General features: G+C 66.2%; 23 protein-coding genes. 21 read left to right on the top strand and 2 right to left on the bottom strand.

Annotated features, from left to right (window positions below):
• The first annotated feature begins 2 nt into the window (after positions 1-2).
• From hpaE to AC6CHP_RS07770, 13 genes are all read left to right on the top strand, one after another.
• Complete coding sequence (gene hpaE / locus AC6CHP_RS07830; RefSeq protein ID WP_498228997.1) at positions 3-1,517, top strand: 5-carboxymethyl-2-hydroxymuconate semialdehyde dehydrogenase; 1,515 nt, start codon at positions 3-5, stop codon at positions 1,515-1,517.
• 37 nt (positions 1,518-1,554) lie between these two features.
• On the top strand, positions 1,555-2,640 hold the full coding sequence (hpaD, locus tag AC6CHP_RS07825) for a 3,4-dihydroxyphenylacetate 2,3-dioxygenase (protein ID WP_188731108.1): 1,086 nt from the start codon (positions 1,555-1,557) through the stop codon (positions 2,638-2,640).
• Positions 2,641-2,642: 2 nt separating this feature from the next.
• Positions 2,643-3,428 (top strand): 2-oxo-hept-4-ene-1,7-dioate hydratase, encoded by a 786-nt coding sequence (gene hpaH / locus AC6CHP_RS07820; RefSeq protein WP_188731107.1) that lies wholly within the window; start codon positions 2,643-2,645, stop codon positions 3,426-3,428.
• Positions 3,413-4,243 (top strand): HpcH/HpaI aldolase family protein, encoded by an 831-nt coding sequence (locus AC6CHP_RS07815; protein ID WP_498228994.1) that lies wholly within the window; start codon positions 3,413-3,415, stop codon positions 4,241-4,243. Before hpaH ends, AC6CHP_RS07815 begins: the two co-directional genes overlap by 16 nt.
• 26 nt (positions 4,244-4,269) lie before the next feature.
• Entirely contained in the window at positions 4,270-5,775 is a 1,506-nt protein-coding gene (locus AC6CHP_RS07810) for an NAD-dependent succinate-semialdehyde dehydrogenase (protein WP_498228992.1), read from the top strand.
• 109 nt (positions 5,776-5,884) lie between these two features.
• Positions 5,885-6,937: a D-2-hydroxyacid dehydrogenase gene (locus AC6CHP_RS07805; protein WP_498228990.1), complete on the top strand. Its 1,053-nt coding sequence runs from the start codon at positions 5,885-5,887 to the stop codon at positions 6,935-6,937.
• A 26-nt stretch (positions 6,938-6,963) separates the two neighbouring features.
• Positions 6,964-7,701: a fumarylacetoacetate hydrolase family protein gene (locus AC6CHP_RS07800; protein ID WP_498228988.1), complete on the top strand. Its 738-nt coding sequence runs from the start codon at positions 6,964-6,966 to the stop codon at positions 7,699-7,701.
• Positions 7,702-7,822: 121 nt separating this feature from the next.
• Entirely contained in the window at positions 7,823-8,623 is an 801-nt protein-coding gene (locus AC6CHP_RS07795; protein WP_066279747.1) for an IclR family transcriptional regulator, read from the top strand.
• Positions 8,624-8,766: 143 nt separating this feature from the next.
• Entirely contained in the window at positions 8,767-10,116 is a 1,350-nt protein-coding gene (locus tag AC6CHP_RS07790; RefSeq protein ID WP_188812093.1) for an MFS transporter, read from the top strand.
• A 97-nt stretch (positions 10,117-10,213) separates the two neighbouring features.
• The gene (locus tag AC6CHP_RS07785) at positions 10,214-11,197 is read left to right on the top strand and encodes an NAD(P)-dependent oxidoreductase (RefSeq protein WP_498228985.1); all 984 of its coding nucleotides are present in this window, start codon (positions 10,214-10,216) and stop codon (positions 11,195-11,197) included.
• Positions 11,194-11,964, top strand: coding sequence for an SDR family oxidoreductase (locus AC6CHP_RS07780; RefSeq protein ID WP_498228983.1), 771 nt, complete (start codon positions 11,194-11,196; stop codon positions 11,962-11,964). The genes AC6CHP_RS07785 and AC6CHP_RS07780 overlap by 4 nt, the downstream gene beginning before the upstream one ends.
• A complete protein-coding gene (locus AC6CHP_RS07775) occupies positions 11,964-13,076 on the top strand; it encodes an L-idonate 5-dehydrogenase (protein WP_498228981.1) in 1,113 nt (370 codons plus the stop codon). Before AC6CHP_RS07780 ends, AC6CHP_RS07775 begins: the two co-directional genes overlap by 1 nt.
• Positions 13,077-13,240: 164 nt before the next feature.
• Positions 13,241-14,650 carry an aldehyde dehydrogenase family protein gene (locus tag AC6CHP_RS07770; RefSeq protein ID WP_498228979.1) on the top strand — a complete coding sequence of 470 codons (1,410 nt, stop codon included), beginning with the start codon at positions 13,241-13,243 and terminating at the stop codon, positions 14,648-14,650.
• A gap of 113 nt (positions 14,651-14,763) precedes the next feature.
• On the opposite strand, the gene AC6CHP_RS07765 is transcribed toward AC6CHP_RS07770, so the two are convergent.
• Positions 14,764-15,021, bottom strand: a complete 258-nt coding sequence (locus tag AC6CHP_RS07765) for a metal-sensitive transcriptional regulator (RefSeq protein WP_066279770.1) — start codon at positions 15,019-15,021, stop codon at positions 14,764-14,766.
• A gap of 121 nt (positions 15,022-15,142) precedes the next feature.
• Here AC6CHP_RS07765 and AC6CHP_RS07760 point away from each other — a divergent pair, with 121 nt between their 5' ends.
• The 6 genes from AC6CHP_RS07760 (at position 15,143) to AC6CHP_RS07735 (ending at position 20,329) form a co-directional block, all read left to right on the top strand.
• Complete coding sequence (locus AC6CHP_RS07760; RefSeq protein WP_188731086.1) at positions 15,143-15,766, top strand: rhodanese-like domain-containing protein; 624 nt, start codon at positions 15,143-15,145, stop codon at positions 15,764-15,766.
• On the top strand, positions 15,763-16,662 hold the full coding sequence (locus AC6CHP_RS07755; protein WP_498228976.1) for a sulfite exporter TauE/SafE family protein: 900 nt from the start codon (positions 15,763-15,765) through the stop codon (positions 16,660-16,662). Before AC6CHP_RS07760 ends, AC6CHP_RS07755 begins: the two co-directional genes overlap by 4 nt.
• A 21-nt stretch (positions 16,663-16,683) precedes the next feature.
• Positions 16,684-16,980, top strand: coding sequence for a rhodanese-like domain-containing protein (locus AC6CHP_RS07750; RefSeq protein WP_498228974.1), 297 nt, complete (start codon positions 16,684-16,686; stop codon positions 16,978-16,980).
• Positions 16,981-17,038: 58 nt separating this feature from the next.
• On the top strand, positions 17,039-17,401 hold the full coding sequence (gene trxA, locus AC6CHP_RS07745) for a thioredoxin (RefSeq protein WP_498228972.1): 363 nt from the start codon (positions 17,039-17,041) through the stop codon (positions 17,399-17,401).
• Positions 17,402-17,510: 109 nt separating this feature from the next.
• Positions 17,511-18,923 carry an MBL fold metallo-hydrolase gene (locus AC6CHP_RS07740; RefSeq protein ID WP_498228970.1) on the top strand — a complete coding sequence of 471 codons (1,413 nt, stop codon included), beginning with the start codon at positions 17,511-17,513 and terminating at the stop codon, positions 18,921-18,923.
• Positions 18,924-19,048: 125 nt separating this feature from the next.
• On the top strand, positions 19,049-20,329 hold the full coding sequence (locus AC6CHP_RS07735; protein ID WP_427116127.1) for an MFS transporter: 1,281 nt from the start codon (positions 19,049-19,051) through the stop codon (positions 20,327-20,329).
• Positions 20,330-20,357: 28 nt separating this feature from the next.
• Here the strand turns inward: AC6CHP_RS07735 and AC6CHP_RS07730 are convergent, their stop codons facing one another.
• The gene (locus AC6CHP_RS07730; protein ID WP_188731073.1) at positions 20,358-20,708 is read right to left on the bottom strand and encodes an ArsR/SmtB family transcription factor; all 351 of its coding nucleotides are present in this window, start codon (positions 20,706-20,708) and stop codon (positions 20,358-20,360) included.
• Between the two features lie 99 nt (positions 20,709-20,807).
• On the opposite strand from AC6CHP_RS07730, the gene arsB reads away from it, so the two are divergent.
• Positions 20,808-21,902 (top strand): ACR3 family arsenite efflux transporter, encoded by a 1,095-nt coding sequence (gene arsB / locus AC6CHP_RS07725; RefSeq protein WP_498228967.1) that lies wholly within the window; start codon positions 20,808-20,810, stop codon positions 21,900-21,902.
• A 26-nt stretch (positions 21,903-21,928) separates the two neighbouring features.
• Positions 21,929-22,351 (top strand): arsenate reductase ArsC, encoded by a 423-nt coding sequence (locus AC6CHP_RS07720; RefSeq protein ID WP_498228965.1) that lies wholly within the window; start codon positions 21,929-21,931, stop codon positions 22,349-22,351.
• Positions 22,352-22,355: the final 4 nt, after the last annotated feature.

Raw genomic sequence — 22,355 nt, 5'->3', positions numbered from 1 at the left:
CAATGACGTTCACTGCACCGGAAACCAGCACCCATTACGTGCCGCAGGACCTTCCCACCCATATCCAGCACTACATCAACGGCCAGTTCGTTGACTCCGTGGGCGGGGCGACCTTCGACGTCCTGGACCCGGTATCCAACCGGAACTACGCCACCGCCGCGGCAGGCCAGAAAGAGGATATCGACCTCGCCGTCGACGCCGCCCGCGAAGCGTTCGCCAACGGCCCGTGGCCGAAGATGAAGCCCCGCGAACGCGCCCGCGTTCTCAACAAGATCGCCGACGCCGTCGAAGCCCAGGAATCCCGGCTCGCCGAACTTGAGACCTTTGATACCGGCCTGCCCATCACCCAGGCCAAGGGCCAGGCCCTCCGCGCGGCGGAGAACTTCCGGTTCTTCGCGGACCTGATCGTGGCCCAGTTCGACGACGCCATGAAGGTCCCCGGCTCGCAGATCAACTACGTCAACCGCAAGCCGATCGGCGTCGCCGGACTCATCACGCCGTGGAACACCCCGTTCATGCTCGAGTCCTGGAAACTCGCCCCGGCCTTGGCCACCGGCAACACCGTGGTCCTCAAACCAGCCGAGTTCACGCCGCTCTCGGCCTCGCTGTGGGCCACCATCTTCAAGGACGCCGGCCTGCCCGACGGCGTCTTCAACCTGGTCAACGGCCTCGGCGAAGAAGCAGGCGATGCGCTGGTCAAGCATCCGGACGTCCCGCTGATCTCCTTCACGGGCGAGACCACCACCGGCCAGACGATCTTCCGCAACGCCGCCGCGAACCTGAAGGGCCTGTCCATGGAACTCGGCGGCAAGTCCCCCTGCGTGGTGTTCGCCGACGCCGACTTGGACGCCGCGATCGACTCCGCCCTGTTCGGCGTCTTCTCCCTCAACGGTGAACGCTGCACCGCCGGCTCCCGCATCCTCGTTGAGCGCGCCATTTACGACGAGTTCTGCGAGAAGTACGCCGCCCGCGCGAAGAACATCGTGGTGGGCGATCCGCATGACCCCAAGACCGAGGTGGGCGCCCTGGTCCACCCGGAGCACTACGAAAAGGTGGCCTCCTACGTGGAGATCGGCAAGTCCGAAGGCCGGCTTCTGGCCGGTGGCGGCAGGCCCGGGCACCTGCCCGAAGGCAACTACATGGCACCCACGGTGTTCGCCGACGTCGCCCCGGATGCGCGGATTTTCCAGGAGGAGATCTTCGGACCCGTCGTGGCCATCACCCCGTTCGAAAACGACGACGAAGCCCTCGCCCTGGCGAACAACACCAAGTACGGCCTGGCCGCCTACATCTGGACCCAGAACCTGACCCGGGCGCACAACTTCTCGCAGAACGTGGAGGCCGGCATGGTGTGGCTGAACAGCCACAACGTCCGCGACCTGCGCACCCCGTTCGGAGGCGTCAAGGCCTCGGGCCTCGGACACGAGGGCGGCTACCGCTCCATCGATTTCTACACCGACCAGCAGGCCGTGCACATCACGCTCGGCACAGTCCATACCCCCAAATTCGGCGCCTGAACCGCCACCCGCCCCTCCTCAAAGAAGAGAGAACACCATGACCAGCTTCGTTCCTACCCCCACCGTCCCGGCACCGGACATCGTCCGCTGCGCCTACATGGAGATCGTGGTCACCGACCTCGCCAGGTCCCGCGAGTTCTACGTGGACGTCCTGGGCCTGCATGTGACCGAGGAAGACGAGAACGCCATCTACCTGCGCTCCCTGGAGGAATTCATCCACCACAACCTGGTGCTGCGTAAAGGACCCATCGCCGCCGTCGCAGCGTTCGCCTACCGGGTGAAGTCCCCCGCCGAGGTGGACGCCGCCGAGGCCTACTACAAGGAACTGGGCTGCCGCACCGAACGGCGCAAGGACGGCTTCACCAAGGGCATCGGCGACTCCGTCCGCGTGGAGGACCCGCTGGGCTTCCCCTACGAGTTCTTCTACGAGGTGGAACACGTGGAGCGCCTCACCCAGCGCTACGACCTCTACTCCGCCGGCGAACTGGTCCGCCTGGACCACTTCAACCAGGTCACCCCCGACGTCCCCCGCGGCCGCGCCTACCTTGAGGACCTGGGCTTCCGCGTCTCCGAGGACATCAAGGATTCCGACGGCGTCACGTACGCCGCGTGGATGCACCGCAAGCAGACGGTCCATGACACCGCCCTGACCGGCGGCAACGGCCCGCGCATGCACCACGTCGCGTTCGCCACGCACGAGAAGCACAACATCATCCAGATCTGCGACAAGATGGGCGCCCTGCGGATCAGCGACCGCATTGAACGCGGGCCCGGCCGGCACGGGGTGTCCAACGCGTTCTACCTCTACATCCTGGACCCGGACGGCCACCGCGTGGAGATCTACACCCAGGACTACTACACCGGCGATCCGGACAACCCCACCATCACGTGGGACGTCCATGACAACCAGCGCCGCGACTGGTGGGGCAACCCCGTGGTCCCGTCCTGGTACACCGAGGCCTCCCTGGTCCTGGACCTGGACGGCAACCCCCAGCCCGTCATCGAACGCGAGGAAAAGTCCGAGATGGCCGTCACCGTGGGCGCCGACGGCTTCTCCTACACCCGCAAGGACGGATCCCCCGAAGATGACCGGACCGGGTTCAAGCTGGGAGCGCAGCTGTAGCCATGCTGGATGACAGGACGATTGAGGCAATCGCGGACGAACTCGTGGAAGCCGGCCGAACCCGCACCCCTGTTCCCCGCCTGACGGCCCGGTACCCGGAGATGACGGTGGAGGACTCCTACGCGGTGCAGCAGTTGTGGCGGCGCCGCAACGAGGAGGCCGGCCGGACCCTGGTGGGCCGCAAGATCGGCCTCACGTCCAAAGCCATGCAGGCGGCCACGGGCATCACCGAGCCGGACTACGGCGCCATCTTCGATGACATGGTGCTCGAGACCGGCTGCTCGGTGGAGTGGGACAGATACACCCACCCGCGGGTGGAGGTGGAGCTGGCGTTCGTCCTGAAGGACGGGCTCAAGGGACCCGGCGTGACCATCTTCGACGTCCTGAAAGCCACCGACTACGTGGTTCCGGCCCTCGAGATCCTCGATTCCAGGATTGAGATGGAGGGCCGGACCATCGTGGACACCATTTCGGACAACGCCGCCATGGGTGCCATGGTGATCGGCGGCAACCCGGTGAAGCCGGACGCCGTGGACCTGCGCTGGGTCTCCGCCATCCTCTACAAGAACCAGACCGTGGAGGAAACCGGCGTGGCCGCCGGAGTCCTTGACCATCCGGCCAACGGGGTGCACTGGCTGGCGAACAAGATCGCCGCCCACGGCGATTCCCTGAAAGCAGGGGACATCATCCTCGCCGGCTCCTTCACCCGCCCGCTCTGGGTCTACAAGGGCGACACTGTCCACGCAGACTACGGACCCCTGGGGAGTGTCACGTGCCGCTTCGAATAGCAGAGACCTTCCGCGACGCCCTCGCCGGGCAAACGGGCAAAACCGGCCGCCCGCTGGCAGGGATGTGGGTCTGTTCCGGCAGCCCGCTGGTTGCCGAGCTTTGTGCTGGATCCGGACTCGACTGGCTGCTGGTGGACGCAGAGCACAGCCCCAACGGCCTCGAATCCATCCTCGCCCAGCTCCAGGCCATCCACGGCTACCCTGTCCACACCCTGGTGCGGCCGCCGGTGAACGACACCGTGCTGGTTAAGCAGTACCTGGACCTGGGTGTGCAGAACCTGCTCATCCCCATGGTCAACTCGGCCGCTGAGGCGGAAGCCGCCGTGGCCGCCACCCGCTACCCGCCGCAGGGCGTCCGCGGGGTCGGCTCGGCCCTTGCCCGGGCCGCCCGCTGGAACCGGGTGCCCGACTACCTGGCCCGGGCCAACGAAACGATCAGCGTCACCGTGCAGATCGAATCCGACGCCGCGGTTGCCGCCGTGGAAAACATCCTGGCGGTCGACGGCGTCGACGCGATCTTCGTAGGCCCGTCGGACCTCGCAGCCTCGATGGGCCTGCTCGGCCAGCAGGAACACCCCGAGGTGCGCGCCGCCGTCGAACACTGCCTGTCCGCGGCACAGGCAGCCGGGAAACCGGCCGGAGTCAATGCGTTCAACCCGGACACGGCCCGGCACTACCTGGCCAACGGCGCCAATTTCATCCTGGTGGGGGCCGACGTCGCGCTCCTGGCGAGGGGTTCCGAAGCCCTCGCTGCGCAATACATCAAGCCCAGCGACATCCAGAAGGCTGACGACGACACCCCCTCCAGCTACTGATCCCTCCCTTCTTAAGGACTATTTCCATGACAGTTACTCCTGCGCTGCCCCCTGCCGTTTCGTCGGAGCGTGAGGCTGAGCTCCTCGCCTCCGTTCCCACTGGCCTGCTGATTGGCGGGCAGTGGCGGGAGGCGTCCGACGGCGGCACGTTCGACGTGCACGACCCCGCCACCGGGGAGGTGCTCGCCACCCTCGCCTCGGCGACGAGTGAGGACGCGGTGGCCGCACTGGACGCGGCCGACGCCGCGCAGGCCTCCTGGGCGCGGACCGCACCCCGGGACCGCGCGGAGATCCTGCGCCGCGCCTTTGACCTGGTGACCGAACGGGCCGAGGACTTCGCCCTGCTCATGACCCTGGAAATGGGCAAGCCCCTGGCCGAAGCCCGCGGCGAAGTCACCTACGGCGCCGAGTTCCTGCGCTGGTTCTCCGAAGAAACCGTCCGCGACTACGGCCGCTACCTCACCTCACCCGAGGGGAAGAACAAGATCCTGGTCCAGCACAAACCGGTCGGCCCCTGCCTGCTCATCACGCCCTGGAACTTCCCGCTGGCGATGGCCACCCGCAAGGTCGCACCCGCCGTAGCAGCAGGCTGCACCATGGTCCTCAAACCCGCCAAACTCACCCCGCTCACCGCGCAACTGTTCGCCCGGACCATGCTCGACGCCGGTCTCCCCGCCGGCGTCCTGAACGTTGTCTCCTCCTCCAGCGCCTCCGGGATCTCGGGGCCGCTGCTGAAGGACTCCCGCCTGCGGAAAGTCTCCTTCACCGGCTCCACCCCGGTCGGCAAGCGCCTGATGGCCGACGCTGCGCAGAACGTGCTCCGCACCTCCATGGAACTCGGCGGGAACGCACCCTTCATCGTGTTCGAAGACGCGGACCTCGATGCCGCCGTCGAAGGGGCCATGGCAGCCAAGATGCGGAACATGGGAGAGGCCTGCACCGCCGCCAACCGCTTCCTCGTCCAGGAATCCGTCGCTACCGAATTCACGGAGAGGTTCGCCGCCGCCATGGGCGCGCTGGCCACCGGCCGAGGCGCCGACCCCGCCACCCAGGTCGGGCCGCTCATCGATGCCGGCGCGCGCGATGACGTGCACGCCCTGGTGGCCGCCGCCGTCGACGCCGGGGCCACCGCCATCACCGGCGGTGCACCTGTGGACGGTCCCGGCTACTTCTACCAGCCGACAGTGCTGGGCAACGTTCCGAACGGTGCCGCGATCCTGGGCCAGGAAATCTTCGGCCCCGTAGCCCCCGTCACCACCTTCAGCACCGAGGAAGACGCCATCCGCCTGGCCAACGCCAGCGAATACGGCCTCGCGTCCTACCTCTACAGCCGCGACTTCAACCGGCTGCTGCGGGTAGCGGAGCAAATTGAATTCGGCATGGTCGGCTTCAACGCGGGTGTCATCTCCAACGCCGCCGCGCCCTTCGGCGGAGTCAAGCAATCAGGGCTCGGCCGAGAAGGCGGCACTGAAGGCATCGCTGAATACACCACCACCCAGTACATCGGCATCGCGGACCCCTACGCGCGCTGATACCAGCCGCCCGGCGTGACAACCCGCATAAACCTGCCACGCGTGACGCTTCCTGTGAATACAAACAAGTATGTTCAGCATATTAGCCACCAGCCAGTATAGTGAACGAATGACTCCCTCAATCACCCTTGCGATCGCTGTACCGCTCGAAGCAGAGCTGGTGGAACAGATCCGCGCCGTCGACCCGGCAGTTACCGTCCTCTACGAGCCCGAGCTCCTGCCGCCCGAGCGTTATCCGGCCGACCACTCCGGCGACCCGGCGTTCAAGCGCACTCCAGCCCAGGAAGAGCGCTATTGGGCCATGCTCAACAGCGCACAGGTGCTGTATGGCTTCCCCAACGAAAGCCCCGCAGGCCTGGCCCGCATAGCCCGCGAGAATCCGCGGCTGCAGTGGATCCATGCCATGGCTGCCGGGGCGGGCGGAGCCGCCAAGGCCTCCGGCCTGGACCAGGACATTTTGCAAAAGTTCAAGATCACCACATCGGCCGGCGTCCACGCCCTGCCCCTCGCCGAGTTCGCGGCGCTCGGAATACTCAACGGATTCAAACGGAGCGCCGAACTGGCGCAGGACCAGGCCGCCAGAACATGGCCCGAGCTGCGGATTCCCACCCGCCTGGTCAACGGCTCCACGCTGGTGGTCACGGGCTTAGGCGAAATCGGCCTGGAGACCGCACGGATTGCCAGGGCGCTGGGGATGAAGGTCAGCGGGACCAAGCGGTCCGTGGAACACATCGACGGCATCGAGCAGGTGGTGGACAACACCGGCCTTCCGGCCCTGCTGGCCACGGCTGATGCGGTGGTGAACACGTTGCCCGGCACCGCCTTCACGGAGAACCTTTTCAACCACGAAACATTCGCCGCAATGAAGCCCGGGACGGTGTTCATCAACGTGGGACGCGGCACCGTTGTTGACGAAGAAGCCCTGCTGGAAGCCCTCAACAACGGGCAGGTCAGCTACGCCTGCCTGGACGTCTTCGCCGTGGAACCCCTCCCGCAGGACAGCCCTCTCTGGGACCACCCCAGGGTCATGGTCTCCCCGCACACGTCGGCCCTCAGCGCAGCCGAGAACCGGCTTATTACCGAGCGCTTCTGCAGCAACCTCCGGACCTTCCTCGACGGCGGCGACCTTCCCCACCTCGTGGATACCGTCCACTTCTACTAAGCCCCAGGGGCACGATCAGGAGACCCATGCGCATCGCAAGAATCAAGACAGCAGAGGGCGCCCGGCACGCGGTGGAACGGAGCGGGGCATGGCACCACATTGCCGACCCCTTCGAGGAACCCCTGACCTACACCGGGCGCACTACCCCGGCCGCCGACGCGGTGTTCCTTGCCCCGGTCCGGCCCGCCGTGGTCCTCGGCATCGGACACAACAGGACGCTGAACGACCACCCCCTCCCCATCCAGGCATGGCATAAATCCGTGCACACCCTCGCCAATCCCGGCGATCCGGTGGTGGCCGCCCGGGACCGTGGCACGGTCAACGTGGAAGGCGAACTCGCGGTGGTGATCGGGAAACAGGCGAAGGAACTGACGGCGGAGAACGCCCTGGAGCATATCCTTGGGTACACCTGCGTCAACGACGTAACCAACGTGGACCAGGGCCTGGTGGATGAACGGAATTTCCAGGGCAAGGCCGGCGTCAACTACACGCCCCTTGGCCCCTGGATAGAAACCGACCTGCCGGATCCGGACCTTGTGGGAATCGACGTCATCGTCAACGGAGTGGCCCAAGCGAACTCCGGGACGTCCAACCTCCCCTCCTCAGTGGTGGAGTGCCTCGTCTACGTCACCTCCTGGCTGACGCTGGAGCCCGGCGACGTGCTGATGACCGGGGCTCCCGGCACCGCAGTGGCAGTCCTGCCGGGCGACCAGGTGGACGTCGTGATCGAGGGAATCGGCACCCTTACCAATACAGTCGCCTGAGTTCCCCGCCTTTAGGAGTACGCATGGCATTGGGGGCGCGATGGTGCGCGCCCCCTATGATGGATGGTGTTCAGTCAAATGAACACCAGCTCGTCATGCCGCGGCAACCCGAAGGAGAATCATGGCCGATTCCCGCAACTCCGGTCCTCAACCAGACAACCAGGGCAACGCCTCTCCCGCCCCTGCGGTGACGCGGGCGGCTGCGGTCCTGGATGCCCTGGCTTCCTCCGCCACCGGCCGCCTCACCCTCAGCGACCTCTCGCGTGAAGTAGGCATCCCCAAGTCATCCACGTCGAACCTGCTGCTGGCGCTGGAGGAAGCACGGCTCATCAACCGGCAGGGCAGTGAATTCACCCTCGGCCGCAAACTGGTGGAGCTGGGCGCCGCCTACCTCGGCCGGCTGGATGAAGTGCAGGAGTTCTACCGCTACTGCGAGCAGGCTCCTGTCCTGTCCGGCGAGACCGTTCGCATTGCCATGCTCGACGGCCTGAACGTCATCTACCTCGCCCGCTACGAGGGCCATCCTGCCGTGCGCCTGACATCGAACATCGGCGACAAAATGCCGGTTTCACTCTGTGCGGTGGGCAAAGCGCTGATAGCAAGGCTTCACGACCATGACATCGAGGAGCTTTTCCCTGATGATGCCGAGCTGCCGGTGCTGACGCCGAAGTCGCTGCGCACAGGTGCCGAATTCAAGGCGCAGCTGCAGACCATCCGCGAACAGGGCTACGCCTTTGAGGATGAGGAATCCACCACGGGCGTGGTCTGCCTGGCCGTTGCCGTACCAACCCGAGGAGCCCACGGCCCCAGCCTGGGACTTTCCGTGACAGCCCTCAAGGCCACCTACACGCCCGAGCAGGGTGCCCAGATGGTCAAGGAACTCCAGGAGCTCGCCCACTCACTGGGCAACCCCATGGGGTAGCGGCGGCGCCTCCTTCACAAACGCACTCCCCCTTGCCGTCTGTTCAACTTGCTGTATTGTGTTCAGCATAGTGATCGACGCACAGGTGTCGTTGCTATCCCACCAGGCCAACGAGGGTCTGGAGTGCGTTTAAGGGAGTTACTGTGACAACTCGTACTAAATCACCGCAGACTGACAGGAACGGCGATGTCGTCGAACCGGAGCAGCTGCGAAGGGCAACGCTTGCCAGCTCTGTAGGGTCAGCCCTGGAGTACTACGACTTTTACATTTATGGCCTCGCGTCAGCACTGATCTTTGGTCCACTGTTCTTTTCCCCCTTGGGTGAAAGCGGCGCAGTCATCGCCTCGTTTGCCACCTACGGCGTCGGCTTTGCCGCAAGGCCCTTCGGCGGGGTGGTCTTTGGCTACATCGGAGACCGCTTCGGCCGGAAAATGGTGCTGATCCTCACCATCGGCCTGATGGGCATGGCGAGCTTCGCCATTGGCCTCCTGCCCACCTTTGAACAGGCAGGAATGCTCGGGGCCGTTCTGTTGGTGGCCCTCCGCATCCTCCAGGGCCTCGGCGCCGGCGCCGAGCAGGCCGGGGCAACCACGCTGATTTCCGAGGTTGCTCCGCGACGCCGCCGCGGGTTCTTCGCCTCCTTGCCCTTCGTGGGCATCCAGCTGGGCACCCTGCTCGGAGCGGGCACCTTCGCCCTGATGGCCCTCGCGGACAGGGATGTGCTGCTGGGCTGGCTGTGGCGGGTACCCTTCCTGGCCAGCGTCATCCTTATTGTCATTGCCGTCTTTATCCGGCTCCGGCTGAAGGAAACCCCCGTCTTCCAGGAACTTGAAAAGCATAAAGCCGTGGTCAAGAACCCGGTGGGCCAAATCTGGAAGCACTCCAAGAAGAATGTGCTCGTCGGGATCGGCCTGCGCATGGGCGAGAACGGCAACTCGTCGGTTTACTCCGCGCTTCTGGTCTCATTCATCAGCCTTCCGGCCGGCGTCTTTCCGGGCGACAAGTTCATTGGCCCAACAGGCCTGCTGATCGCCGCAGGCTGCGCAGCAGTCATGGTGGTCGTCTTCGGCGCCCTGTCCGACCGGTTCGGCCGGGTTCCCGTGTACCGCTACGGGGCACTATTCCAGGCCCTCATCGCACTGCCCGCGTTCTACCTGGTTACGCTGGGCAACGTCACGCTGGTCTGGGCAGTGATGGCGGTGGGCATCGCCCTGGGCGTGCAGTCCATGCTCGGCCCGCAATGCGCCATGCTGCCCGAACTCTTCGGCTCGCAGCACCGGTTCACCGGCGTGGCCCTGAGCCGTGAACTCTCGGCAGTCCTCGCCGGCGGGTTCGCACCCATGATCGGCGTTGCGCTGCTCGCTGCGACCAACCACTCCTGGCTGGTTCCCGCGCTGTACTCACTGGTCCTGGCGGCAATCTCCTTTGTCACCACATTCTTTACTCCCGAAACCAATGGCCGCGACCTGGCGCTCGTGGAGGACGCTAAATAGAAGTCCCTTAACCCTGGGGGCGGCCCCTGCGGGGGCCGCCCCCAGGGTTAGTCAGCAGCCAAGCACTCCCAGCCCGTCCGGTCACCAAAGGTTGAACATGAACAACGCCACCGCCTCCACCACTCCCCCTGCCCGCGCCGAACGAACCCGTCCGCGTGCCGGGTTTGTCGGGCTGGGGCTGATGGGCGCACCCATGGCCGCCAACCTGCTGCGGGCGGGGTGGTCCGTCACGGGATGGAACCGCTCCCCCGCCGCTGTTGAAGACCTGCTGCGGCTGGGCGGGAGCGGCGCCGCCGCGGTGGCAGACTTGAGGGACGAGCCGGTCATCATCTTTATGCTCCCCGATCTTTCCTTCATTGAAGATGCCGCGGCAGGGCTCCTCGACGCATGGCGGTCCTCGCCTCCTGAACCGGGAACGCTCGTTGTGGTCATGAGCAGCGTTTCACCCGTGGGTGTCCAGGACTTCGGCCGCGCGGTTATCGAGGCAAGCGGCGGGAACGCCACAGTGCTGGATGCGCCCGTCAGCGGCGGCACGCACGGCGCACAGCAAGGAACCCTGGCCATCATGGCAGGCGGCCCGGAAGAGGACTTCGCACGGGCCCTGCCGGCACTGCAGGCCATGGGTGCAACAGTCCGGCGGCTCGGCGGCCTCGGGTCGGGCTCCCTGGCCAAAGCATGCAACCAGTTGGTTGTTGGAACCACGACGGCGGCCCTCGCCGAAGCAGCCGAACTTGCGGAACGCTCCGGCCTGGACGTCACGGCCCTCTTCGACGTGCTCTCCGGCGGGCTCGCTGCAAGCCGCGTGCTCGAAATCGTAGGCCCCCGCCTGGCAACAAAGGACTACACGCCCACAGGACCGGCCAAGTTCATGCACAAGGACCTGTCTTTTGTTGTGGAGAGCGCACGAAACGTCGGTGCCGCTGCGCCGATGGCGTCCGCCGGGAGAGAACTCTATGCGCAGTTGCTCGCCCAAGGCCTGGGGGACCTCGACCTGGCTGTGGTGCGTCAGACCATTGCGAACCTCAGCACCACAGACGCTTCCCACAGCGGAACCGAAACGGCCAAGGAGACTGCACCATGACTTCACTTTTCGACCTGACCGGGCGTACGGCCCTCATTACCGGCTCCAGCCGGGGAATCGGCAACGCCCTTGCCCGGGCCTTGGCGGATGCCGGTGCAACGGTGGTGTTGAACGGGGTGGATGCGGACCGCCTCAAGGCTGCAGAAACGTCCATGTCCGCCGATTTCCCATCCGGCCGTATCCACAGCTGCGCCTTCGACGTGACCAAGGACGCAGAAGTGGGCCGTGCGGTGGCGTGGGTGGAGGAGAACGTCGGTCCGCTGGAGATCCTGGTCAACAATGCCGGAATCCAGCACCGGGTGGCCATGCTTGACCTGGACGTCGAGGACTGGGAAAGGGTCATCACCACGGACCTCACCAGCGCCTTCCTCGTGGGCCGGGCGGCCGCGCGCTTCATGATCCCCCGCGGCCGCGGCAAGATCATCAACATCTGCTCCGTCCAGGCCGACCTGGCCCGGCCCACTATCGCGCCCTACATTGCCGCCAAGGGCGGCCTGCGAAACCTCACCCGCGCCATGACGGCGGAATGGGCGGCTTCGGGCCTGCAGGTCAATGCCATCGCCCCTGGGTACATCCATACCGAAATGACCCAGAACCTGGTGGACGATGAACAGTTCAACTCCTGGATCCTGGGGAGAACCCCCGCGCACCGCTGGGGCACCGTCCGCGACCTCGCCGGACCCGCAGTCTGGCTGGCCTCCAGCGGTTCGGACTTCGTGAACGGACAGACAATCTTCATTGATGGCGGAATGACGGTGGTGGTCTGATGCACGCCGTTCCTGATGCTCCTACAGCCGGCCGGCGCTACCCGTCCGGACTTCCCGCGGCCAGTCCCGCCGTCGTCGCCCACGCGGCAGGCGACCTTCGCATTGACAACATTCCGCTCCCTTCACCCGCTCCGGACCAGGCCGTCGTCGAGATTGCCTACGGCGGCATCTGCGGCTCAGACCTGCACTACTGGCTGCACGGCGCCGCCGGAGAATCCGTCCTGAAGGCACCGATGGTGCTGGGACACGAGATTGTTGGCGTGGTGGTACGCGCGGCAGCGGACGGTTCAGGTCCACCCGAGGGGGCATCTGTGGCCGTGCATCCGGCCACACCTGGCCCGGGAACCGGTCCGGACCCTGCCAGGTATCCCCACGACAGGCCGAACCTGTCCCCCGGCTGCACCTACCTGGGCAGCGCCGCAAGGTACCCGCATACGGACGGTGCCTTCAGCCGCTACGCCACCTTGCCATCGCGGATGCTGCGGGCCCTGCCCCCTGGCCTGGATCTGAAGACAGCGGCGTTGATTGAACCGGCCAGCGTTGCCTGGCACGCCGTGGCCCGCGCCGGTGACGTTAGGGGCAAGACCGCCTTGGTGGTGGGGTGCGGTCCCATCGGAGCGCTGGCCGTCGCCGTGCTTAAGCGCGCTGGTGCAGCCCGCATTGTTGCCACCGACCTGCACCGCAAACCCCTGGAGATAGCACAGGCAGTTGGCGCTGACGAAGTCCTGGAAGCAACAGACAGCGAAGCACTGGCAGAGGTCCAGGCCGATGTGGTGATCGAGTCCTCCGGCTCCCACCATGGACTGGCTACGGCCATCAAGGGAACGGTTCGTGGTGGCAAAGTGGTGATGGTGGGGCTGTTGCCGTCCGGTCCCCAGCCTGTACTTATTTCACTGGCCATCACACGGGAACTCGAACTTCTGGGATCATTCAGGTTCAACGACGAGATCGATGGCGTCATTTCCGCGCTGGGCGATGGGTCACTTTTCGTGGACCCGGTCATCACGCACGTGTTCCCGCTGGAACGCGGGCTCGAGGCCTTTGAGACCGCCAGGAACTCGGCAGGCTCCGGCAAGGTCCTGCTGGACTTCGCTCCGGGCCGCCGCTCCTGACGGGGGGCAGGGGCGAGGAGCTGACGCCGGCTCCAGGCTGTTCCCTCCACGTCAAGGGCCCTGCGCCCAAACACAAGAGGCCCGGACCGGGCGTCCAGCACACTGGAAAGCAACCCGCCAGGCCAACCGGCCGGCGTCCTTGCCTACTCGAAGTGGAGTACACCATGGAAACCTACGATGCGCTTCTGGCGTCCGTTTCAGCCGAACCCGGTACCGGCCGGACCATCCTGGACCCCGCCACGGGAGAGCCCGTAGGCGAAGCCCCCGTCCACAGCCTCGAGTACCTCGAGGCGGCAGTCTCCGCCGCACAGGAAGCGCAGCCGGCCTGGGCGGCGCTGGGCCACAGCGCGAGGTCGGCCGCGCTCCTCAAAGCAGCCGACGCCGTCGAACGTTCCGCCGAGGAACTCGCCCAGCTGCTCTCCCGCGAGCAGGGCAAACCCCTGAACGGCCCCAACGCCCGGTTCGAAGTGGGTGCCTGCGTGGCCTGGCTGCGCGCCACAGCCAACCTGCCGCTTGAGCCCGAAACGATCGTGGACGACGGCCAGATCCGCGCCGAACTCCACTACAAGCCCATCGGGGTCGTCGCGGCCATCGGCCCGTGGAACTGGCCCATGATGATCGCCATCTGGCAGATCGCCCCCGCCCTGCGCATGGGCAACGCCGTGGTGGTCAAGCCCTCCGGCAACACCCCGCTCTCCGTCCTGGCGCTGGCCACCGTCCTGAACGAGGAACTCCCGGAAGGCATCCTCTCAGTGGTCTCCTGCGGCCGGGAAGTAGGAGCCCGGCTCACGGACCACCCCGCCATCGGCAAGATCATGTTCACCGGCTCCACCGCTGCCGGCCGCGCCATCATCAAATCCTCCGCCGACACCGTCAAGCGCCTCACCCTGGAACTTGGCGGGAACGACGCCGGCATCGTCCTGCCCGACGCCGACCCCAAGGCCATCGCCGAAGATGTTTTCTGGGGCGCCTTCCTGAACACCGGCCAGACCTGTGCGGCCCTCAAGCGCCTCTACGTCCACGACGACATCTACGATGCCGTCTGCGAAGAACTCACCGCCGTCGCCGCCGCGATGCCCATGGGCAACGGCCTCGACGAGGACAACGTCCTGGGTCCCCTGCAGAACAAGGCACAGTACGACGTCGTTGCAGGCCTCGTGGAGGCAGCAAAGGCTTCCGGCGCACGCGTCCTGCTGGGCGGAAATCCGGAGCCGGACCAGCCCGGCTACTTCTACCCCACCACCTTGGTCGCGGACATCGACAACGACAACCCGCTCGTAGCGGAGGAACAGTTCGGCCCCGCACTGCCCATCATCCGCTACAGCACCATCGACGAAGCGGTGGAAAAGGCCAACGCCCTGGAGGTCGGACTCGGCGCCTCAGTCTGGTCCTCGGATGTTTCAGCAGCCCGCGGCGTCGCAAGCCGGATCCAGGCCGGCACCGTCTGGATCAACAGGCACGGCGCCGTGGACCCGCGGATCCCCTTTGGCGGCGCGAAGCAGTCCGGGTACGGACTGGAGTTCGGCGTCGAGGGCCTCAAAGCCCTCGGTGTACCGCAGGTCATCAACGGCTGAAACCTGACACGGCAAGAGGGGCACTGCACGCCGACGCGTGCAGTGCCCCTCTTGCGTTTGCCCGCGGTGGCGGGGATCAGCCAGCCTAAAGGCCCGGGCCGGGGCCAGTGTGGTTACGCCAGGGAAAGGAAGAGCTTCTCCAGCTCTTTCCTGTCCATGGTGCTGTCCTCGCGGACAATGCACTGCTCCAGGCCGCTGGCGATGATCGCGAAGCCAGCCCTGTCCAGCGCCTTGGATACGGCGGCGAGCTGCGTGACGATGTCCTTGCAGTCCCTGCCCTCCTCCAGCATCCGCGTCACAGCGGCGAGCTGGCCCTGGGCGCGCTTGAGGCGGTTGACCACTGGGGCCAGTTCAGTCGAGTCGAGTTCCATGAGGTCTCCGTAGGTGGGGTTCGTGCCTCCAACTATATACCCCTCGGGGTGTTTTGACTACCCCCGGGGGTATCTGTAATACTCGGTGGGGTATTCACCTTCCCCCAACGAGAGGCCAGCAATGACTTCCCCTTCCACCGCACCTGCCGTTACCGCACTCGCCCCTGAAACCCTCCAGTCCTGGTTCAAAGAGCACCAGGACCTCGTGGTGATCGACGTGCGTTCGGCTGCGGAGTTCGAGTCCATGCATATCCGCGGCTCTTACAACGTGCCGCTGCCGTTGCTGTCCGAGCACACGGATGAGCTCGCCGCCCGGCTGGGCTCCCGCGTGGTCCTGGTCTGCCAGTCCGGCGTGCGCGCCGAGCAGGCCCGCCAGCGCCTTGCCAAGGCCGGAATCGACACCGCCTACGTCCTGACCGGCGGCGCACCCGGCTTCGCCGCTGCCGGCGGTGACGTGGTCAAGGGCAAGGACCGCTGGGACCTGGAGCGGCAGGTCCGCCTTGTGGCCGGCTCCCTGGTGGTCCTGGGCCTGGCCGGCGGCAAGTTCGTTTCCCCGAAGATCCGGACGCTTGCCGGGGTCATCGGCACGGGCCTGACCTTCTCCGCAGCCACCAACACCTGCGCCATGGGCCAGGCCATCTCGGCCATGCCGTGGAATAAGGCCGCCAAGGAGCCCACCCGCGAAAGCGCCATCCTTGCCCTGCCCGTCAACACCGAGGTGAATGCCGAGGCCAAGGCATCATGACCCTCACCCTCATCCTGGTCCTGGCCCTCTCGGTGGTCATCGGACTCTCGCTCGGTGTCCTGGGCGGCGGCGGATCGATACTGACAGTCCCGATCCTGGTGTACGTAGCCGGGTTCGAGGCCAAGGAAGCCATCGCAGCCTCGCTGTTCGTCGTCGGCGTCACCTCCGCGGTGAGCGTGTTCAGCCACGCCCGCGGCGGCAGGGTGACGTGGCGGACCGGACTGATCTTCGGCGCGGCCGGCATGGCCGGCGCGTTCGTGGGCGGCCTCCTGGGCGGGCACATCCCCGGCCAGATCCTGCTCATCGCCTTCGCGGTGATGATGGTGGCCACCTCCGTGGCCATGCTCCGCGGCCGGAAGAAGAAGTCCGACGACGGCGCGCCGCCGGTCAAGCACGAACTGCCCCTGGGCAGGGTGCTGCTGGACGGCGCCGTGGTCGGGCTCGTCACCGGCCTGGTGGGCGCGGGCGGCGGATTCCTGGTGGTCCCGGCCCTCGCACTCCTGGGCGGCCTGCCGATGTCCGTTGCCGTGGGCACCTCCCTGGTGGTCATCGCCATGAAGTCCTTCGCCGGGCTCGCCGGATACCTCACCACGGTCCAGCTCGATTGGGGCATCACCCTCGGCGTGACCGCGGCTGCCATCGTTGGCACCCTGGCCGGCTCCAAACTTGCCGGCCGCATCCCCGAAGCCGCCCTGCGCAAGGCGTTCGGCTGGTTCGTCCTGGCCATGGGAACCTTCGTCCTCATCCAGCAGGCCCCTGCCGACCTGCGGTGGTTCATCGCCGCCGGAGTCGCAGCCCTGACGGCAGCAACCGCGGGCGTCTGCTGGTTCTTCATCAGCTCGTGCCCCCTGCGCAACCGCACCGGCCGGCGCAGCAACGTCCCCTCACCCGCCTGACCCCGCCAAAGGAGAAACACCATGGCTGAAATCACCATCACCGAAGCAGAACAGCGTCGCTCCACCGCCCGCATCCTCGATGTCCGCGAGGACTTCGAGGTCGAGGAAGGCATGATCCCCGGCGCCCTGCACATCCCCATGGGCCAGCTGCAGGCACGCCTGTCCGAACTGGACCCCTCCGTCCCCGTCATTGCGGTCTGCCGCAGCGGCAACCGTTCAGCCCGCGTGGCCGACGCCCTCAACGGAGCCGGCTTCACCGCGGACACCATGGCCGGCGGAATGATCGCCTGGACCCGCGCCGGCCTCCCCACCGCCTGACCCCTGCAATTTTCTGCAACCTCCCGCCACCACAACGCCCGAAAGGACACGAAAGACGATGGCAACCATCGACGTCACCGAACAGAGCTTCGCCGAGACCCTGGAGAGCAGCGAGATCGTCTTCGTTGACTTCTGGGCAGCCTGGTGCGGCCCCTGCCGCATGTTCGCCCCCACCTACGGGAAGGCCGCCGAACGGCACCCGGACATCACCTTCGCCAAGGTGAACACCGAAGCCGAACAGGCGCTTGCCGCAGCAGCGAAGATCACCTCCATCCCCACGCTGATGGCCTTCAAGGACAAGACACTGGTCTTCTCCCAGCCTGGAGCCCTCAACGCCACCGGCCTGGAAGAAGTCATCCAGGGCGTCAAGAACCTGGACATGGACAAACTCCGGGCTGATGCAGCCCGGCAGCCCGCCTGACCCAGGCACGGATTGCCCGCGCATATCCCTCGTTGCGGTATACCCCCAGGGGTATTACACTTAAATCAACACCTCCCCCAAACACCTACTCCACGAAGGAGAGCACCAGATGCTTATCGAGCGTATTTACGATGAAGACCTCGCCCAGGCCAGCTACCTGATTGGCTGCCAGGCCAAGGGTGAAGCCATTGTGGTGGACGGCCGCCGCGACATCGCGGTGTACCAGGATCTTGCCGCAAAGAACGGCATGAAGATCGTGGCCGTCACCGAAACCCACATCCACGCCGACTACCTTTCCGGCACCCGTGAACTGGCCGCCGCCACCGGCGCGAAGATCTACGTCTCCGGCGAGGGCGGGCCGGACTGGCAGTACGAATTCGACGGCGAACGCCTCTACGACGGCGACGCCATCACCCTGGGCAATATCACCATCAAGGCCCTCCACACCCCCGGCCACACCCCCGAGCACCTGTCCTTCCTGGTGACCGACGGCGCCTTCAGCGACCAGCCTGGCTACCTGCTCTCGGGCGACTTCGTCTTCTCCGGCGACCTGGGCCGGCCGGACCTGCTGGACGAGGCAGCCGGCGGCATCGACACCCGCTTCGAAGGGGCCAAGCAGCTCTTCGCCAGCCTGCGGGACAAGTTCCTCACCCTCCCCGACTACGTCCAGGTCCACCCCGCCCACGGCGCCGGCAGCGCCTGCGGCAAGGCCCTGGGCGCCATCCCCTCCTCCACCGTGGGCTACGAGCGCCTCTACGCCTGGTGGGGCCCATACCTCGCCGCCAACGACGAACAGGGCTTCATCAACGAACTCCTCGACGGCCAGCCCGACGCCCACGCCTACTTCGGCCGGATGAAGCGCGAGAACCGTGAAGGCCCGGCCATCATGGGCGAACGCACCCCGCTGCCCGAGCTCGCGCCCGGCATCGTCGCTGCAGGCCTGGCGGAGGACACCCTGACCTTCATCGACACCCGCTCCAACAGCGAGGTCCACGAAGGCACGGTAGCCCGCTCCCTGAACGTGCCGGCAGGCAAATCCGTGGCCAGCTACGGCGCCTGGGTGGTCAACCCCGAGGCGGACAAGAACCCGCTGGTACTGCTGGCACCGGACCAGGAAGCCGCCATGGACATGTGGGACCACCTGGTCCGCGTCGGCATCGACAACGTGGCCGGCTACCTCACCAGCATCGACGGGCTCCCCACGGCAACCCCCAAGCTCATCCAGCCCGAGGAACTCGACGGCTTTGACGCCGCCATGGTCCTGGACGTCCGCAACAAAACCGAGCACACCGCCGGGCACATCCCCGGCTCCCACCAGCTCAGCGGCGGCCGCGTCATGTGGCACCTGGACGAACTGCCGGCCAACGGCACCATCGTCACCTACTGCCAGTCCGGCGTCCGGAACTCCGTGGCAGCCAGCGCCCTGCGCCGGGCCGGGTACGACGTCGTCGAACTCGACGGCAGCTACGCCGCCTGGAACGCCTGGCAGCAGGCGCGACAGAACGCCGTCTCAGCTAAGTAACCCCTAAGACCGCCCGGGCTGGTCCCCCCTCCGGCCCGGGCAGCCCGGGTGCGCGCCCCCGCGCGCACCCGGGCAACCTTATGTCCCCCCCGAATTCTGTCCCCACGACGAACGGAGCACTCCGCATGGAGGGCAGCATCCTCCCGCGCCATGGCCGGGGATCAGCCGGTACCGTGCTGGGCCTTCGGCAAAACCTGGCCCAGTTCATGCTCCTGGTGGCAGTCAACGCCCTGGTGGGCGGCACGCTGGGCCAAGAGCGCACTGTGCTGCCGCTGCTTGCAGACCAGGTCTTTGGCCTGGGCCAGTACACGGCAGCCCTGACGTACATCGTTGCGTTCGGTGTGGCCAAAGCTGCCACCAACTACTTCGCCGGAACACTCTCGGACCGCTACGGCCGGAAACCTGTGCTTGTGGCGGGCTGGCTCATTGCACTCCCGGTCCCGCTCCTGCTGATCTTTGGTGATTCCTGGGGCCTGATCGTCGCGGCCAACGTGGTGCTGGGCATCAGCCAGGGCCTCACGTGGTCCACCACGGTGATGATGAAGATGGACCTTGTGGGCCCCGAACGCCGGGGACTGGCCATGGGACTCAACGAAGCCGCCGGCTACCTCGGCGTTGCCGGCACTGCGCTGGCCACCGGCTACATCGCCTCAAGCTTCGGCCTGCGGCCCTGGCCGTTCCTGCTTGGCGCAGCCTTCATCGCCATAGGGTTGGGGCTGTCCGTACTGACAGTGCGCGAGACACACCACCACGCCAAGGCCGAGGCCGCGGGCCATGTCTCCATCCATGCGGAAGCAGGGGCCGGCCTGGGCACCCGGGAAGTCTTTACGCTCACCAGCTTCCGGGACAGGTCCTTGTCCTCCATCAGCCAGGCCGGCCTGGTGAACAACCTCAACGACGGCCTGGCCTGGGGGCTGTTTCCTGTCCTTTTCGCCGCGGCGGGACTCGGTATTGAACACATCGGCATCCTCGCCGCGGCCTACCCGGCCGTGTGGGGTGCGGGGCAAATGGTCACGGGCCCCCTCTCGGACCGCATCGGCCGCAAACCGCTCATCGCCGGAGGCATGCTGGTCCAAGCCGCGGCACTGGCCATGGTCGCCGTCGGACAGGATTTCGGAACCTGGCTGGCCGCGCTGGTCCTGCTCGGCGCGGGCACGGCCATGGTCTATCCCACGCTCCTCGCGGCGATTGGCGACGTCGCCCATCCACTCTGGCGGGCACGTTCCGTGGGAATCTACCGGCTGTGGCGCGACGGCGGCTTCGCTGTGGGGGCCCTGCTTTCCGGGGTGCTTGCCGATGCTTACGGCATCCCGGCGGCTGTGCTTGCGGTTGCTGCCATCACCGCAGCATCCGGCCTGCTGGTGGCCGTGCGAATGCGCCGGACGGACCACCACCGGCGCGGCTGAGTTCAGCGCAGTTCATCCGGAGGCGCCGTTACAGCGCTGAAAGAATGCCGGCGATGTCGTCCATCACGCCGGGCACCAGTGAGTAGTAGGCCCAGGTGCCGCGCTTTTCCCGGTGCAGGATCCCGGCTTCCACCAGGATCTTCAGGTGGTGGGAAACGGTGGGCTGCCCCAGGTCCAGGGGCTCCGTCAGATCGCAGACGCAGGACTCCCCCGATTCCTCCGCCCTAACGATGGACAGCAAACGCAGGCGGTTGGGATCGGCCAGGGCCTTGAAGACCAGGGCTTTCCGCTGGGCCTCTTCGCTGCCCAGCACCGGCTTGTCCGAGGGAACGCAGCATGAAGCGTCGACGGCGGGAGCAGCAGTGTGGAGGAGGTTCATGACACCCATTATGCACATAGATTGACATTCATCGATATAGCTGGCAATACTTCCTATATCGACTTTCATCAATCTATTACCGAGCAGCGCAGGAGACCCGTGAGCACCCGGACCGAGATACCGCCCACCCAAGGGGAAGAGGCCGTCGTCGGCAAACTCTCCACCCTCGATCGCTTCCTCCCCGTATGGATCATCGCCGCCATGGCCCTCGGCCTCCTGCTCGGTAACCTGGTCCCCGGCCTCAACACAGCCCTGGAAGCCGTCAAGGTGGGCGAAGTGTCGCTGCCCATCGCCGCAGGCCTGCTGGTCATGATGTACCCGGTCCTGGCGAAGGTCCGCTACGACCAGACCCGCCGCGTGATCGGTGACAGGAAGCTCATGATCTCCTCCCTGGTAATCAACTGGCTCCTGGCACCGGCGTTTATGTTCGTCCTGGCCTGGGTCTTCCTCGCGGACCTTCCCGAGTACCGGACGGGCCTGATCATCGTGGGCCTGGCCCGCTGCATCGCCATGGTGATGATCTGGAACGACCTCGCCTGCGGGGACAGGGAATCCGCCGCGGTCCTGGTGGCCATCAACTCCGTTTTCCAGGTGGTGTCCTTCGGTGCACTCGGCTGGTTCTACCTGCAGCTCCTGCCATCCTGGCTTGGCCTGCCCACCACCAGCGCGGACTTCTCCTTCTGGGCCATCACCCTCTCGGTGCTGATCTTCCTGGGCATCCCGCTGCTCGCCGGGTTCCTCACCCGCACCCTCGGCGAAAAAGCCAAGGGCCGCGACTGGTACGAGGGCACCTTCCTTCCCAAGCTCGGCCCGTGGGCGCTCTACGGACTGCTGTTCACCATCACCCTCCTCTTCGCCCTGCAGGGCGAAACCATCACCGCCCGCCCGCTGGACGTCGCCCGGATCGCCCTTCCGCTGCTGGTCTACTTCGTGGTGGTGTTCGGTGCCGGCATGCTGATCGGCAAATGGCTGGACCTCGGCTACGCCAAAACCACCACGCTCGCCTTCACTGCCGCGGGAAACAACTTCGAGCTGGCCATCGCCGTGGCGATTGGCACCTTCGGCGTGACGTCTGGGCAAGCCCTGGCCGGCGTCGTCGGCCCCTTGATTGAAGTGCCGGCACTTGTTGCACTTGTATACGCCGCACTGTGGGCGCGAAAGCGTTTCTTCACCCCCGCCACCGCTTCCCTCTGACCACCGCCACACCCCGGGAGAACACCATGACCACCGAAACCGCCAAGAAGCCCTCCGTCCTGTTCGTTTGCGTCCACAACGCCGGCCGCTCCCAGATGGCCGCCGCCTTCCTCACCAGCCTCTCCAAGGGCGCCATCGAGGTGCGCTCCGCAGGCTCCCAGCCTGCGGAGCAGATCAACCCCTCCGCCGTCGAGGCGATGGCGGAGGTGGGCATCGACATGTCCGCGGAGGTCCCCAAGGTCCTGACCGCCGAGGCCGTGAAGGAATCCGACGTCGTCATCACCATGGGCTGCGGCGACGAATGCCCGTACTTCCCGGGCAAGCGCTACGAGGACTGGGTCTTGGAGGACCCGGCCGGCAAGGGCGTGGAGTCCGTCCGCCCCATCCGCGACGAGATCAGGGGCCGGATCGAGGACCTGATCGCGTCCCTGACCCCAGCCGCCAAGTAGATCC

The sequence above is a fragment of the Pseudarthrobacter sp. GQ63 genome (assembly GCF_059758765.1).
This window is presented reverse-complemented; position numbering and strand designations above follow the sequence as displayed.

What these genes read in the sequence shown, in the direction of transcription:
- hpaE (WP_498228997.1), top strand. Translation starts at nt 3, where the DNA reads ATGACGTTCACTGCACCGGAAACCAGCACCCATTACGTGCCGCAGGAC.
- hpaD (WP_188731108.1), top strand. Translation starts at nt 1,555, where the DNA reads ATGACCAGCTTCGTTCCTACCCCCACCGTCCCGGCACCGGACATCGTC.
- hpaH (WP_188731107.1), top strand. Translation starts at nt 2,643, where the DNA reads ATGCTGGATGACAGGACGATTGAGGCAATCGCGGACGAACTCGTGGAA.
- AC6CHP_RS07810 (WP_498228992.1), top strand. Translation starts at nt 4,270, where the DNA reads ATGACAGTTACTCCTGCGCTGCCCCCTGCCGTTTCGTCGGAGCGTGAG.
- AC6CHP_RS07805 (WP_498228990.1), top strand. Translation starts at nt 5,885, where the DNA reads ATGACTCCCTCAATCACCCTTGCGATCGCTGTACCGCTCGAAGCAGAG.
- AC6CHP_RS07800 (WP_498228988.1), top strand. Translation starts at nt 6,964, where the DNA reads ATGCGCATCGCAAGAATCAAGACAGCAGAGGGCGCCCGGCACGCGGTG.
- AC6CHP_RS07795 (WP_066279747.1), top strand. Translation starts at nt 7,823, where the DNA reads ATGGCCGATTCCCGCAACTCCGGTCCTCAACCAGACAACCAGGGCAAC.
- AC6CHP_RS07785 (WP_498228985.1), top strand. Translation starts at nt 10,214, where the DNA reads ATGAACAACGCCACCGCCTCCACCACTCCCCCTGCCCGCGCCGAACGA.
- AC6CHP_RS07780 (WP_498228983.1), top strand. Translation starts at nt 11,194, where the DNA reads ATGACTTCACTTTTCGACCTGACCGGGCGTACGGCCCTCATTACCGGC.
- AC6CHP_RS07775 (WP_498228981.1), top strand. Translation starts at nt 11,964, where the DNA reads ATGCACGCCGTTCCTGATGCTCCTACAGCCGGCCGGCGCTACCCGTCC.
- AC6CHP_RS07770 (WP_498228979.1), top strand. Translation starts at nt 13,241, where the DNA reads ATGGAAACCTACGATGCGCTTCTGGCGTCCGTTTCAGCCGAACCCGGT.
- AC6CHP_RS07765 (WP_066279770.1), bottom strand. Translation starts at nt 15,021, where the DNA reads ATGGAACTCGACTCGACTGAACTGGCCCCAGTGGTCAACCGCCTCAAG.
- AC6CHP_RS07760 (WP_188731086.1), top strand. Translation starts at nt 15,143, where the DNA reads ATGACTTCCCCTTCCACCGCACCTGCCGTTACCGCACTCGCCCCTGAA.
- AC6CHP_RS07755 (WP_498228976.1), top strand. Translation starts at nt 15,763, where the DNA reads ATGACCCTCACCCTCATCCTGGTCCTGGCCCTCTCGGTGGTCATCGGA.
- AC6CHP_RS07750 (WP_498228974.1), top strand. Translation starts at nt 16,684, where the DNA reads ATGGCTGAAATCACCATCACCGAAGCAGAACAGCGTCGCTCCACCGCC.
- trxA (WP_498228972.1), top strand. Translation starts at nt 17,039, where the DNA reads ATGGCAACCATCGACGTCACCGAACAGAGCTTCGCCGAGACCCTGGAG.
- AC6CHP_RS07740 (WP_498228970.1), top strand. Translation starts at nt 17,511, where the DNA reads ATGCTTATCGAGCGTATTTACGATGAAGACCTCGCCCAGGCCAGCTAC.
- AC6CHP_RS07735 (WP_427116127.1), top strand. Translation starts at nt 19,049, where the DNA reads ATGGAGGGCAGCATCCTCCCGCGCCATGGCCGGGGATCAGCCGGTACC.
- AC6CHP_RS07730 (WP_188731073.1), bottom strand. Translation starts at nt 20,708, where the DNA reads ATGAACCTCCTCCACACTGCTGCTCCCGCCGTCGACGCTTCATGCTGC.
- AC6CHP_RS07720 (WP_498228965.1), top strand. Translation starts at nt 21,929, where the DNA reads ATGACCACCGAAACCGCCAAGAAGCCCTCCGTCCTGTTCGTTTGCGTC.